Origin of the sequence: Providencia sp. PROV156 (genome assembly GCF_028480905.1) — a bacterium.
In the GTDB taxonomy this organism is placed as follows: domain Bacteria; phylum Pseudomonadota; class Gammaproteobacteria; order Enterobacterales; family Enterobacteriaceae; genus Providencia; species Providencia hangzhouensis.
On the sequence record NZ_JAMPPE010000008.1, the window covers coordinates 1 to 15,197 of the forward strand.

The 15,197-nt window shown below is 34.3% G+C and carries 10 protein-coding genes and 2 pseudogenes; 9 read left to right on the forward strand and 3 right to left on the reverse strand.

Translation table 11 applies throughout. From position 1 onward, the window contains the following. Positions 1-225 precede the first annotated feature (225 nt). The 7 genes and pseudogenes from PSF31_RS21100 to PSF31_RS07685 form a co-directional block, all read left to right on the forward strand. Positions 226-417 (forward strand): annotated as a pseudogene (locus tag PSF31_RS21100) (IS3 family transposase); the annotation flags it as partial. Between the two features lie 712 nt (positions 418-1,129). Then, on the forward strand, positions 1,130-1,438 hold the full coding sequence (locus PSF31_RS07660; protein ID WP_004258958.1) for a helix-turn-helix domain-containing protein: 309 nt from the start codon (positions 1,130-1,132) through the stop codon (positions 1,436-1,438). Positions 1,439-1,647: 209 nt separating this feature from the next. Beyond that, entirely contained in the window at positions 1,648-2,181 is a 534-nt protein-coding gene (locus PSF31_RS07665; protein ID WP_004258955.1) for a fimbrial protein, read from the forward strand. Positions 2,182-2,312: 131 nt separating this feature from the next. Next, complete coding sequence (locus tag PSF31_RS07670) at positions 2,313-4,793, forward strand: fimbria/pilus outer membrane usher protein (protein WP_096864368.1); 2,481 nt, start codon at positions 2,313-2,315, stop codon at positions 4,791-4,793. 6 nt (positions 4,794-4,799) lie between these two features. Continuing rightward, positions 4,800-5,525 carry a fimbrial biogenesis chaperone gene (locus PSF31_RS07675; protein ID WP_096864369.1) on the forward strand — a complete coding sequence of 242 codons (726 nt, stop codon included), beginning with the start codon at positions 4,800-4,802 and terminating at the stop codon, positions 5,523-5,525. A 267-nt stretch (positions 5,526-5,792) separates the two neighbouring features. Beyond that, positions 5,793-6,512 carry a fimbrial protein gene (locus PSF31_RS07680; protein ID WP_226617307.1) on the forward strand — a complete coding sequence of 240 codons (720 nt, stop codon included), beginning with the start codon at positions 5,793-5,795 and terminating at the stop codon, positions 6,510-6,512. A 69-nt stretch (positions 6,513-6,581) separates the two neighbouring features. Beyond that, positions 6,582-7,235 (forward strand): response regulator transcription factor, encoded by a 654-nt coding sequence (locus PSF31_RS07685; RefSeq protein ID WP_004258940.1) that lies wholly within the window; start codon positions 6,582-6,584, stop codon positions 7,233-7,235. Here PSF31_RS07685 and PSF31_RS07690 read toward each other — a convergent pair. Together PSF31_RS07690 and PSF31_RS07695 are read right to left on the reverse strand one after the other, a co-directional pair. Further along, complete coding sequence (locus PSF31_RS07690) at positions 7,213-10,419, reverse strand: ATP-binding protein (protein WP_232062936.1); 3,207 nt, start codon at positions 10,417-10,419, stop codon at positions 7,213-7,215. The two genes, PSF31_RS07685 and PSF31_RS07690, sit on opposite strands and share 23 nt — an antisense overlap. A gap of 90 nt (positions 10,420-10,509) precedes the next feature. Beyond that, positions 10,510-10,851, reverse strand: a complete 342-nt coding sequence (locus PSF31_RS07695; RefSeq protein ID WP_036958050.1) for a helix-turn-helix domain-containing protein — start codon at positions 10,849-10,851, stop codon at positions 10,510-10,512. Between the two features lie 1,097 nt (positions 10,852-11,948). Here PSF31_RS07695 and PSF31_RS21055 point away from each other — a divergent pair. Beyond that, a pseudogene (locus tag PSF31_RS21055) lies at positions 11,949-12,217 on the forward strand (hypothetical protein); the annotation flags it as partial. A gap of 1,028 nt (positions 12,218-13,245) precedes the next feature. Further along, positions 13,246-13,923, forward strand: coding sequence for a class I SAM-dependent methyltransferase (locus PSF31_RS07700; RefSeq protein WP_096864371.1), 678 nt, complete (start codon positions 13,246-13,248; stop codon positions 13,921-13,923). A 216-nt stretch (positions 13,924-14,139) separates the two neighbouring features. On the opposite strand, the gene PSF31_RS07705 is transcribed toward PSF31_RS07700, so the two are convergent. Next, positions 14,140-15,030, reverse strand: coding sequence for a dihydrodipicolinate synthase family protein (locus PSF31_RS07705; RefSeq protein WP_036958048.1), 891 nt, complete (start codon positions 15,028-15,030; stop codon positions 14,140-14,142). Positions 15,031-15,197: the final 167 nt, after the last annotated feature.

Here is a 15,197-nt window from a genome sequence, read left to right on the forward strand (position 1 = left end):
CAGTTAGCATTTGTTATGTCTTCTAAATCTATTATGGTCTTATTTATCCCATGCATTTCTAGGGCGAATATGGGATGAAAATGTGGGTTTTCTACTATTAAAGAAAAAAGGATTACAACCTCAACGTAACAATAGCTTGTCACTTTATGCAAATCAGTCGACAGGCCTATTACAAAATACTGGATAGGATTGAGGAGCGAAAGAAAGCTGATCCATCATTAAGGTCGGGGGATACAATTTTGTTCTTCGGAGTATCAGGAAATACATAAAGAACATAATATTCAATATTCTATGATAGATAGCTACGATTGTTGCCAAAATGCTTTAGCGGAACGAATTAATGGAATATTGAAAATGGAGTACTTTCTGATAAAACCGAGTAATCTAGAGCTAGTGAGAAAATTAGTTGAAGATGCCAAAAACGAAGGTAAAAAATTCATACTAACTAGGAGGCGCCGACCAAAAGACTCTGCTTTTAGTGCTGCCTTAAATTCAGGTGTACTTGGCGCACCATGTTTAAGAATTTAAAACATTTCTACGATTCTTGAGAATATTGTTTTTATTCCATTTTTTTATTCTATTATGGTTAACTAATAAAAATGATATGGATAATAACGAAATATTTAAAGAATGTAGGAATGAATAATCTTAATAACTTCAATAGGTAGGGCATTTAGTTAAGGGCTTAATAAAGCCTCAAGAAAGTTTATAGTCTTAAAGTTTATTATTTTTTTAGGTACGGGTATCACCAAGTTTTGGTTATATAAAATTCCATTAAAAAGGAAATGTTAACATCTTGTTAATTAATAACGTGTGGCGTTTAAGACTTGTTGGATAAAAAAACTGTTTTTTTTAAATATATGAGATAAGTAACTATATTTAGTGATGGTGTTTACCCGAAAAATGACGAGTTCGTTAGACATTGTTTCATAAACCTTACTTATATTAAGGGTAACCAGATATTAATAGTTAATAATCAGCATTTTCAATAAATAAAATTAATGTTTGGTTTTATTTATTACTCGTATGTGAGTTTGTTATTTTTATTTTATTTAATTAGTATTGCTCGCAGTTAGTTATTCTTACGTTATTCAGTATCTACTTTGTATTTTTCAGAAAGGAAATAAAAATGGCAGCTAGATATCCTATTGCCAAAATAGTAGGGAGCAGAATAAAGAAGCTTAGAAGGGAGTATGGATTAACAGGAACTGAAGTGGCAATGGCTTTGAATGTTAGTCAACAGCAGTTTTCTCGCTATGAACGAGGTATTAACAGAATAGATATCGATTCTTTAGTTATGATTGCAGACTTCCTTAAAGTCAGTGTTCATTATTTCCTTGAAGATATAGATTTAGAACAATCAAATAGCTGGACCTCTGAATATAACTCATTATTAAGTCATGGTTTTTATTCAAACAATAAAAAAAATGAAGGTTAGTATTTGTTTTAAGGATCTCCTTATATTTACGGTTCATATTAGTGGTTATATTACTTCACATGTTATCGAACATCTCAAGTCATTAAAATAATGATAAGAATAAAGTTAACTAAATTCTAGTTATATCAATAAAACTATTGATATGGCTGTGTACCAACTAAGGTATTGCCTTAGTATATATTAATAATATCATGAAATAAGGGTTTAAAATGAAAAAGACGCTATTAGCATCTTCAATTATCGCATTAACATTCACTGCTGCATCAACTTCATTTGCTGCAGATGTAGGAAGCGGTACTATTGAATTCAATGGTACTGTGAATACTGGTGCTTGTACCATTGCTCCTTCTTCTGTTAACAAAGAAGTTCAATTAGGTTCTGTTCCAGCGGCATCATTACAAACAGCTGGTTCACAAGGTCCAAATGTTGATTTCACATTAGAATTAACGGATTGTATTTTGGACCCTACCGCAAGTGGTACTGATTATTCTAAAGTAACAGTTAAATTTACGGGCCAAATGGATGCAGCTGGCACCTTATGGGCAAGTACTGGTACTGCTACCAATGTTGGTGTGTTATTCCAAAATGCAAGTGGAACAAATTTAAAAACAAATGATACTGTTGAGCAAAGCTTAAACGCAGGGACAAATGTTATTAATTTATCTGCTCGTATGCAGGCATTAGGTGCAGCTACAGCCGGTTCTGTTAAATCTACAGTCGCTTACGTTTTAGATTACCAATAAGTATTAATATAAAAACATTAAAAAAATAATAAATCTTATATTTGCTGATTATGCTGTGTATAGCAATTGCTTCACAGCATTTTCAGTTATATGAGTTCATTCAATAAATCCATTATAGAATATTGCGGCTAATGAAAAAGAACAATTTTAATAAAAACATAGTGACTAGTTTAGTATCTAGTTTATTGTTTTACACTTACTATGTTAATGCGGATTCTGTTCAATTTAATGAAGACGCATTATCTATTTTGGGTAATACTAATATAGATTTAAGTGCATTTGAGAAAAATAAAATTAGTGAAGGTTCTTATTTTTCTAATGTATCGGTGAATGGTCGAAGAATCAATTATTTTGATCAAATAAATTTTTTAAATAAAGACGAAAATATACAACCTTGTATTTCTAGAAACTTAGTAGAAGTTATTGGGTTAAAAGAAGAATTTATTAAAGAAGTACCAACATGGGAAAATGGTCAGTGTTATGACCTTGCATCACAGGATAAAAATATTCAGGCAAGATTCGATGATGAAAAGCAAGAGTTAATGCTTTCAATACCTCAAGCTTATTTTCAGTATTCTGATGACAATTGGGTTCCGCCCATGCAACGGGAAGTTGGAGTTAATGCACTCGTATTGGATTACAACTTTGTTGAAAACTATATTAAGTATAAGAATACTCGAGATATTAATAATTTTAGCTCATTCGGTTCTATTGGTGCGAATGTAGGGCGTTGGCGTGTTCGCAGTAATTATCAATATCAAAAAGATTTTAATGATAATAAAAATGATAATTTTAAATGGGTGCAAACTTATTTATTTACAGATTTACCTAGTTTATCCGCAAAATTTTTTGCGGGTAAGTATTATACCGTAAGTAATGTATTTGATTCTGTACGCTTTAACGGCGTTAGTGTCTTTACGGATGAGAACATGCTACCGGCTTCTCTAAGGGGGTATGCACCGAGTGTCACAGGAACCGCGACAAGTAATGCGACAGTCACTATCTCACAAAATGGACGTATCTTGAATCAAATGAAAGTGGCACCAGGGCCTTTTTCAATTGATAATTTGAGTTCCTCTTTATCAGGGACTCTTGATGTTAAAATTACAGAAGAAGATGGCTCTATACGTGAGTACCAAGTTTCCTCGACCAATATTCCTTTTTTAACACGCCCAGGCATGGTGCAATATAAACTGAATGCAGGCCGGTTAGACCCAATGGGATATAAAAACATCAATGATGACTTTATATCAACTGAAGCTTCTTGGGGGATCCTCAACAATTTATCTATTTTTGGTGGTATTTTTGCAACCTCTAATGATGAATATCATGCCTATAATGCAGGTGTTGGGGTAAATATGGAACGCTTTGGTGCAATATCTTTTGATATTACACAGTCGAAGAATCAACTACAGGATATCGCTTTACGTACTGGTGAAAGTTACCGTATTAATTATGCAAAACGTTTTTCGAATTCAAGTCGATTGGATTTAACAGGGTACCAGTTTTCTAATGAAGGCTTTATGTCAGTGAATGATTATATTAGCTTAAAAGAAACTCCGTTAACGCCACATTATCGGCAGAAAAATGTATTTACGACTTCTTTTACACAACAACTCCCTGATTTACAGGCAGATATAAGTTTAAGTTACTCACGGGAAAGTTATTGGAAAGAATCAAAAAATAATAATACTCTAAATTTATCGTTTAATAAAACCATAAATACAAGTTTTATAAATAATGCGATTTTATCATTATCAATTGGTGAAAGTAGCTACGTAAAAGGTAAACGCTCTAAGCAAGCATATCTTTCGTTAAGCGTCCCATTTGGTGGTGAAAGAAACTCACGGATTCAATACTTTAGTTCTTATAATGATATTGATAAGAAATATAATAGTAATATTAATTACAATTCTAAAATTAATGATAATAACGTTAGCTTAGGTTTATCAAGTAAAGACTTTTTTGAAAATGCGGCAATGAATGCATCCGTTTATCGTGATACGCAATATGGTACTGCACAACTAACGGGATCGTATGGTGAAGATTACCATACATTAAGTGGGTCACTAGATGGCTCCTTGACGATTACCAACCAAGGCCCAGTTTTACACCGACGAGTTTATGATAACCAAGCTCGTATGGTTATTGATACAGATAAAGCGAAAGGGGTATCAATTAATAAAAATGAATCAGTTACGAATGGGTTTGGTTTAGCCGCAATTAGTAATGTTCCAACCTATTATAGGTCGACCCAGTATGTAGACCTTAATAATGTACCAGACAATGTCAGCATTGATGACAGCGTGATTGAATCAAATTTAACTGATGGTGCGGTTGGTTATTCAAAACTCAATACATTAGTGGGGGAAAAAGCGTTAGTTACAATTAAATTCCCTGACGGAAATACGCCTCCATTTGGTGCTTTAGTTTATGGCTCTGATAATAATAGTGTATTGGGAATGATTGCAGAGGAAGGGCAAGTTTATTTAACGGGCTTCCAACCAGATCAAAAATTAACGGTTAAATGGAGTGGTGACCAGTCATGTCGAATTATGTTAGGAAAACAAAGCCATTTAGCCAGTAAGAATATAACCTGTAATAAAGAATAGAAAATCATGAAAAAATTTAAATTAATAATAAGTGCTTTAATCTTGATTAGCACATACACACATGCATCAATTTCTGTTGACCGTACTCGCGTTATTTATGATGAAGCAAGTAAAGGTGTTAGCGTTGTGATTGAGAATATTGATAAAAAAGACCCTTATTTAGTTCAGTCATGGATCGAGAATGAAAATGGTGAAAAAATTTCAGAGCCACTAATTGCTTTGCCTTTACTGCAACGTGTTGAAGCGAATCAAAAGAAACAGGTTAGAATTAGTTTATCAAAAAATGACGTGAAAATACCGAACAACCAAGAGTCTTTATTTTACTTTAATGTCTTGGGTATTCCACCGAAAACTAAACTAGAAAATGCTGTTGAAATTGTTATTCAATCACGCTTTAAATTATTTTATCGTCCAAGTGAATTGAAAAAATACCCTAACAATGACTGGCAGAAAGAATTGAAAGTGGAAAAAATGGGAAACTCGTTAAAATTAACTAACCAGACACCCTATCACATTGTTGTGATTAATGTTAATGATAATGAATCTAAAGTTCCTGATTTTAAAGAAATTGTCATAAAGCCAAATAGCAATTCAACATATTTTCTATCAGATAAACAAGTGAAATCGCCGAAAATGGTTATTACTTATATTGATGATTATGGAACACCAAACTTATTGAAATATACATGTAATACAACTTGCTCCTTATCAAATGAAAAGGATAAGAGATAAATTATGTTAATTTTTAATAAAATAAATTCATTCGCTATATTATTTTTATTTTTGCTAAGTTTTCAATCAGTAGCTGCGGTTAATAATTGTATACCGAGTTCAGGAGCTACAACTATAGAACAAGAATTAACCTTTGATATTACAAATAGTAGTACTTCAATTCCAAATGGTACCTTATTGACATCAGCATTGAGCTCATATATATCAGTGAGATGTGAGTTTACTGGCTCATCAAGTACAACTAATGCCGTTTACTTTAAAAATACAATGCCAACTGCAATTAAAACATTATTGATTAATAGTGGTGTCAGTGTGACGCAACAAAATGCAATTTCATCTCCTAGTCCAGTAACGATAACCAACCCAACTGTTCCAAATATTTATTTGGGGTATTGGAGTCAACCAGAAACAGGAATTACACGCAATATCGCTTTCATGTATAACTTTTATGTTTATAAGGGGGCAAACGCTCTTAAACCTTTTGATACAGGGCTATTTTTATTAGGAACCCATGTGGATTATTTAGGTAAGGATTTAGGCGGGCCAACTTATGTGCGCATTAAAGGTAACTTAACCTTGCTCTGCCCTGCACCTGCGGTGAATATCACGGCTTCTAATGGGGGAAGTGTAAACTTTGACTCAATTTCACCTAAACAAATGAATGCGGGAGAAGTGGTTAGCCGAACTTTTAATTTAGGTATGTCAGTGCCACAAGACTGCGAAACAGGGCTAAATATATCAGTACGTTTTGAACCCAATAATAATACGGTGCTAGGTGGAAAATATCTTGATATGGGCAATGGGTTACAAACACTATTAACCCGTAATTCAACTGATATTAACTATAATGAAAGCTACAGTATTGGTGAAATCATGCCACAATCACCGATTAATGTCCCTTTTACTGCGACATTAAGCAAGATAGCGGGCAGCACTATCGCTTCTGGTCCGTTTTCTAAAACAGTTCGAGTTGTTGTTTCATATTAAGAGTGTTAATTGACATTTTTTCTATGGTGTTATATTGAATATACATATTCTGATGCTGAGTATTATTAAATGAAAAAACTCAAATTAGTATTAGTTGATGATCATCCCATTGTGCTTTCAGGTTTGAAAGATACACTTTCTCAATCAATGAATTTAGACATTTTAGGTGCTTACACTCAGGATGCTGAACTATTTGCTTTTTTGAAAAAAAATGAGGTTGATGTGATCGTAACTGATTATATGATGCCTAATAATACCCAATCTAGCGATGGACAGAATTATATTCAATTTTTACGTCGCCAATATCCAAATATTGCAGTGATTGTATTAACGATGGTTTCTAACCCAATGATTGTACAAATGTTATATGATTCTGGGGTGAGTGCGGTGGTGTCAAAAGAGGCACCATTAGGTGACCTGATGAAAGCTATCACATTAGCGGGGCAAGGTCGCCAATATCGTGTTCCTGTTGCAGATATGACAACGACATTAAAAAGCCGTAATGCAGTAACATTAAATGATAGGGTAAAGACATTATCACCTCGTGAACTTGAGGTACTGCGCCTTTTTGTTCAAGGTAAGCCTATTGTTGATATTGCTAAGCAATTAAACCGCAGTGATAAAACTATCAGCCTACAGAAAAATGCTGCAATGCGTAAATTGGGTGTTGATAATAATCAAGCGTTAATCAGTTATTGCCTCACACATCATTTGTTTGACTAATTTTTTTTATCCAATTAGCTAATTGGTTGCAGATATTCTGACTAATCTGGGTATCAATGTATGTTGATGTCCGTGAATCTAATGCTGTTTCAAACCCACGAAGCTGATTAGCTAACTCACGTTGTTCAACACTAATTAATGCACCACGGATACGATGGGATAACTGTTTTAATTCTTCTGTGTTGTTATTTTCAACCGCTTGGCAAAATTGAGTAATATCACTCACAAAATGACGAATAATTTTTTCTCTATCTTCCCCATTTAGCGGGTTAATCACTTTTATTGGCCCCATTTCTGAAGCTGAGGAGGAGTAAATCGGGAATAAACGGTTGAACAATTGAACTAAGGTTTCTAGCTCTATAGGTTTTACAAGCCATGAATCCATTCCAGATTCTAGGCATCGCTCTTCTTCTTCTTTTAATCCATTAGCAGTAACACCAACAATCGGGCATGTTTCGCCTTCACTGCGCAGCTGCTGTGCAAGCTCATAACCATTACGATAAGGCATATTAACGTCTGTAAGGATGATATCAACAATTTCGTTATCCCAGATCACCAACGCTTCTTCACCATCATTGGCAATAAATACCTTACAACCAAGTAGTTCAAGTTGCTCTTGTAGAACAACTTGGTTAATGGGGTTATCTTCAGCAATTAAAACGCGAAGCGGGTATTTATGCATATGAGTTTGTATACGAGATGTTGGACAAATAAGGGGTATCGGTTCTTTATTATTTTGTAGTAAGAATAACTGCTGATTTAACTCGGATAGTCTGAAATTCATTTCAGTGCTTACCCATTGTTGCCCATCCCAATTAGTTGGCAGAGGAAACGATGGAATTAAGATGCCGACGGCAATAACGGATGAGGTATCTATGGGGAGGCTATTTTCTGTGAAATATACATTGGCCCCCCAACGTTTTAGCCATTGCGTTATATTTTCAGTCAATAATGGGTTTGGGGTTTGCAACCAAATATTGGTGTTCTTGAGTGATAGCCAGTGTGTTTGCTGTATATCGAGTGCTAAAGGTAGTGTCACGAGAAACGAGCTACCAACTCCAGTTTCGCTTTGTAAGCTTATTTGCCCATCCATCAATTTGATAAGCTTAGAGCAAATAAATAGACCTAAGCCAGTGCCACCATAAGCATGAATTTCTGAATGAGCTTGATAAAATGGCTCAAATAATTTTATTTGTTGTTCAGGGCTAATTCCAACTCCTGTATCACTGACACGTAGTAATATATTATTTTTATTACTTCTTTTAAGTTCAATAATAACAGTACCTCTGTGGGTAAATTTAATCGCATTACTGAGTAAATTACCTAAAATTTGTTGCAGTCGGGCAGAGTCACCAACTCTATTTGCTTGTACATTTGGGTCAATAATAGCAAATAGGAGCAACCCTTTTTGCTGAGCAATTCCTTGATATAACTGAACAGTTTGTTGCACTAATTCTAATAAATCAAATGGTTGATTATGAATTTGAATTTGATTAGCTTCTATTTTGCTAATATCTAAAATATCACCAATTAACTGCATAAGTAATTGGGATGTTGTTGATATTCGATCAATAAAGTGAGCTTGTTGAGATGAAAGAGAGGTATTTGCCAGTAATTCTAATGTACCTATTAGACCATAAAGTGGGGTTCGTATTTCATGGCTCATTGTTGCTAAAAATGTGGATTTAGCTCGGTTGGCTTCTTCTGCAAGTCGCTTAGCATCATCAAGTTGTTTTTCAGTTTCTGCTTGGATCGTAATATCAGTAAATGCGCATAAAATAACAGGGCGCTGCTGGTAATAAGTTGCTGTGCTTACGACATAAAGAACATGTTCCCCAGACTTTAAATTAGTTTTAACCTGTTCTGTGTCAGAAAGAACCTTGATAAGTAATTCATTATATTCATTTGAGTCGTGGGGAGTAGATATATTGGTTATTTTTAGCCAATAACGAGCTAACTCATTCGCAAAGCGTAACTGCTGGGTTTCTTTATCTATTACACATAAGCCGATAGGGGTTGTCGCAATAAGTGTTTGGTTAAAAGATTCATTTTCTAAGATAGCTTGCTGGGAGTCTATTGCGGGTTGTAATATTTTTCGTTGGTACCAGCGGTGATATCCCCATCCACAAAATAAACTAAAGAAAAGTGCAATAACTAAACTGATAGGAAGCCACAGGTTGTCTTCAAAAAAAGCCGCATAACTAATTCTATAATATCCAGTCCATTCATCAGTTTTAGATGAAAGTTTAAGAACTAGGCCATCTCGGGTATAAAAAATACCTTCTAATGCTTCTTCCTCAGGTGCTTGGGTTGTTCCAAGTAGCTGACCATATTTTGCATGAATCAGCCAAAATTGATGTGTGAGTGTGGGGTTTAACATTCGCTCCAGCACGCTAAGCCTTGCTTGGCTTAACATACTGACTGCATAAATATTTTTAGGAGAAATGTGAGCATTCTGCCATAAATGTTCATCAAAACCAGCAGGGATGATCCCAATGAGAATATGATCAAATGGCTCAGGACGTAACCAGATAATGTCTTTTGAATCGCTTTCTTGTGATTCTAAAAATTGAGCATGAATAGTAGGTAAATTTTTTCTAATACTATCAATGACGGAGTAATACAAATTTGGAGAAATAGATTCATTTCCTAAAACTGTTCCAACGGAAGGAACGCTGATACTAATTTGGTCGTGTTCGTTGACAAAAAATACTGCAGCAGCTGGAAAATATGAGCCTCCCCAAAAAGTAGAATAGTAATCAGCTAAATAGGCCCCTAAAGAAAATAGTATACTGGGAACGTTGGAACACTCTAAACTCTTGTCACAAGCTAGGGTAAATGGCATTGCAACTAAAGATTCTTTACCTTCGAGTAGATATAATGGCGACCTTGTTGGTAAGAACTGTTCTTGTATTGCATAGGTTCGGCTTTCAACTAACTCTATTAAATCTTGATTTTGCTTATTTAAAGATCGTAAAAACTTTTCTTGTTCATTGATATAGCCTATTAGTGACCTAAAATCGACTTCTAGGCGTTTAGTTTCTTGTTGAACAATTCGCTCTGCACTCCAAATCAATGTTGTTATTAGAATGAATAACAAAGGAAAAGCAATGGTAAGTATGCTATTCGTGCGTCCTGATGTGCGAGTTATCCTTGAAAATGCAGTCGGAGAAGGGGTAGGCATAGCGCTGTTCTCATCGATTATAGGCAAACTCCATGATTTTCATAATAATATAAAATAAACAAATTAAACAATATTTCTTTACGCTAAAGGTTATACAATTGCTGAATTATAATAGTCTTTCAAATCATCTAATTCCCAGCCAAAACCATTTAAATTAGTGATATAGTGTGAAAGTTTAGGATGATGACTCACGACATAGAATAGCCTATGGTAAAAATCTGGGAAATTAATACCGAGTATAAGAATAAATTTAAACAATACATCTACGGTTAACGCATTCTCTCCTCGTTCATAGCGCGATAATTGCTGTTGGCTAATGCCTAACTCTTTCGCAATGTTCTCACCACTAATTCCTAATTCTTGCCGGTATTCTTGTAAGCATTTACCAACTAGTTGGCTGATATAATAAGTTGTATCTTTTTTCTTTTTCATGAGGAAACTTGACCCTAGTATCATTGATTCATAAAACTATTTTTATAGCTAAGAGTAAATTATGACGAAAAGAAAATTTTAGAATATAAGGTATTCCTTAATTGAAAGTTTTAAATAAGATTGAGTCATTTATTTTAGGTTCATATGCAGAGTCTTATTCTAAACATTATAGTTATTTGCTCTTTATTTTATGGGGTTATTTTTATTACTTAACAATATGTTAAGCAAAAATTGTGAGTTGTTCGGTAAGGTTGAGTAGGTTTTATTACATTAAGGCTTAGTTACCTTTTTATTACAAATTATTATTAGCACTTCTTGATTAATATTGTATTTGATTATTTTTTTAGCTCAATAGCTAGGAATAAAAAATGATATTGTGGTTTTTTAATGATTTATTTTCATAACTATTAATATAAAAACTTATTTTTAGGTTCTTAGATAAGACAATAGGCTAATAAAAACACGTAATATGAGTTAAGCTTGGCTGTCTAATGGATGAAATGAGAAAAGGGTGAGAATAATAATCTAATTATAAACTTTAGTGTTTGGTTTTTTTTAGGTAATTCCTGGTTATTTGGTATAAGTCAAGTTAATTGACTTTATATTATAGCTGATTGTATATCAATATTCTGTATAGTGGCGGACTAACCATGTCTAGTAGACCGAAAGGGTATAGAAATAAGTGTTTAGGTTAGATAAAAAAAAGATTATAGATTTCAGATTCTTTAGCCGAGTACTCAACTTGAGCTTAGAAATATAAAAGCAAAAAACCGCCTTTTGGGGCGGGTTCTTTAAATATGTGGTGCCCAGACTCGGGAACATTCAGCTATTTAATGAATTGATTTTCAAAGTAAATCTATTTTATCTTTTTGTCAAGACCCATAATATGCCTCTTTTTTCTACATTGATTGCCATGTTCTGAGCTGACACCCCACCACGGTAAATAATTCAGCTCGGGTGGGGTGGTCTATGAAATCTACCCTCTCAGGCAAACTTGAACTGGCTGCACTTCTGTCGGGCCGGTTCAGGAAGTCATTCGCAGCTTGTTAGGCTATAGCAACCCCGTGAGTTCAGGCTTCCGGACCTTCGCTCCATGACCGGCGGTATTGTTGTTAGATGAGCCTTTGTCGAGCTTAGATCCAGGTAGCCGTTAACGTTTAGGGCTGGAAGTGAGAGATATCTTGCGGGAAGCTGGGCAAACAGCACTGTTAGTGACTCACAGCGAAGATGAAGCACAATTGATGGCTGAAAAATTAACTATCTGAAAAAGGGCAGATTAATTCAGAATGATGATCAATTGAGCATATGGAGAAGACATCTGATTCGGTATAGCCCAGATACAGGTCCCCTTGATCCGCAGTGGTGAAAATAGATTTGGAATTTAATATGAAAAAACGAGTTATAGGTTTGTTTTTATTGATAGGACTACCTTTGGTTGCAATAGCTGATAATATTCACGTGACGGTGAATTCCTCTATGTACTCTTACCCTGATAATCGGGCGTGTATTAACCCCATTTAACGAGGTGTATACCAGTGTTGATGTAAAAAATACAAGCACAATTCAATGCCAGTCAATCTTGTCAAAATAAAGAGGGCAGTAAGAGTATTTTTGTACACCAAAAGATTACAGCAACTGTGACACTGAGTAATGGAGATAGTTGTCACCAGAGGCTCTCTACCATTGCATTATTTCATGGATTTGATCAAACAGGTCAGTATTTGCTGGTAAATGAAAGTATTGATGATGTTAGTACATATAATTTTGGTAACAAGATCATGTCGTTTGATATTTCGGATGGACAATGCGGTTTTTCAAAAAAACTTTCAGGGTGACTATTATACCCGCTCTTCAGGAAAGGGAGATGCAGATGATTTTCTACACAGCATTAGCTCAATGAAAATACCTCGAAAGAGGTAAACTGACAATAAAAATATAACTTGTTAATTTACTTGCGTGAATTATGTTCGCTTTAATCGTTATGATTAAATTTCGTTATTTTGTATTTCATGACCTTGTGGGTTTTATCCAGTATCTGTGTAAATGGTTTCTGATAAATTATTTAGAAAGGCATATGGTTTATGGTTATCACAGATGAAGCATACCAAAGATGATATGCATATTTATTGGTTTTTTGATTTGTTTTGTTAGGCTATGGTGTGAATGGGGCGAATAGATGGAGATATAGCTTTAGATGATTTTAATGGCGCATGTGTGAAATTGTCAGAGTTTTTTCCGATTAAAGATGGGATGTGATATAAATAACTCTGAATAATACCAAGTATATAATCCTACACTTATAGCATATGATAACCTGACTTATCACTCATTATTTTCGACTATTAAAATAAATAATAAAAAAATAATATATATTTTTTCCATTATGGAGATTTTATGTCATTGAACACAAATGATGGTTCTAAAGTATATACACCTCTCTCTTTGGCTCTATATGACTGGTGGGTACTAAATATATCTAATAACTATGCATGGCGTTGTAATACTGATGAATTTTTAATTCCTCACTTTAAATCTCATCTTGGTAACAACCATATGGATATTGGTGTTGGGACTGGTTTTTATTTAAAAAAAGCTGCAGATGAAATTAATAAAATATCACTTTCCGATCTTAATATTCACAGTTTAGAATATGCTAAAAAATATATTTCTGATGAGAAATTAAACTCTTGTTTCTGTCATGATATTTTTAATAGATTTACTGGTGAGTTGAGAGGGGCATTTGATTCAGTATCCATATTTTATTTATTACATTGCTTGCCAGGGAAAATGAGTGATAAGAAACAAGCGATAATAAATATCAGTGAAACACTTAAGGATGATGGCACTTTATATGGTGCGACTATTCTTGGAAAGGGGATTAAGCATAATCGTTTTGGAAGTAAGCTAATGTCAGTCTATAATAAAAAAGGAATTTTTAGCAATGTTTATGACTCTGCGGATTCACTTGAAACGACACTTGCTTCTTTGTTTGAAGATGTTTCTGTTAATATTCAGGGGGCGGTTGCATTATTCACTGCTAAAAATAAAAAAATCAAGTGTAGTAAAATATAATTATCTGTAATAAAAAATGATTTGCTTATATAGGTGACAATATATTCTTTTTTTGATTTTACACATGATGTTATTCAGCTTAATCGGATAACTGATTGGGGTAATATTTTAAGAAATAAAAAGTGGCTTTCACTTCGAAGGCCACTGTCATCATAAAATGGGGGAGATGTAAAAAAACAAGCTTGTGTTGTTAATACTCAACAAGAGTAAAGTTAATTATAGAAAACCGGCCGCTTTAAATTTTGCTAATGCATCCGTTTTTTGTGCTGCAGTTAATGGGCGTAGTGGACGGCGGGGGTCACCAACATCAATACCATGTAATTGCATTGCAACTTTACCTGCAGCAACACCACCGTATTCTACCAGCACACGAATAATTGCAATTACTTTATCCATACATGCAGCGATACCATCGTAATCACCAGTGTTAAATTTCTCAATTATTTCAAGATATAAAGGAGCCGCATAGTTATAGGTGCTTCCTACAGCGCTTAACGCCCCACAAGCTAACCCTGCCGGTATAAATTCATCTACACCAAATGGAATGTCGTATTTACCGCCATCAACACGTAAACAACGTTGAAATTCATACATATCAGGAGAATTAAATTTCATTCCGGATAAATTCGGAATTGTTTTTCCTGCCGCTTGTAAAAATTTTTCCATGTCAATGTTTAGACCTGACATAGTAGAGTGGTAGTAATAAAAGCCTTTAGAAGGCGAATTCATCGCTGCTAAACGACAATATTCAACTAAGTCATCTACATTGCTTGGTTTAAAGAAACAAGGACCAATCACTGATGTAGCTTGAATATCTAACGTTTCAGCATGACGGGATAGCTCTATAGTGTCTGCAATACTGAGTGCACCTGTATGAACAATGATATCTAGTTGTCCTTGACTGGCAGCAGCCCAGCATTCAGCGACTTTTTTGCGTTCTTCGACAGAACAATGGATACCTTCTCCTGTTGTTCCTAATACGTAAGCACCAGTGACACCACTTGCAATAAGATGTTCTGCAATTTTATCAATGACAGGATAATTAATACTGCCATCGGCAGCAAAAGGTGTATGAGGTGCAGCGATTAATCCAGAGAGTTTTTTCATTATCATTCCTTTTTTGGAGGTTGATTTCTTTATTTATTATGATATGGAGTTTTACTCTATATTAAGGCTCAATCGTTCAGAACGCAATAATGAAATTAGCGTTAAAGAAAGAGAAAAATGAAAGTGTGATCTTTAGCTGGTTTTTGTTCAAGACCACATAACACTGA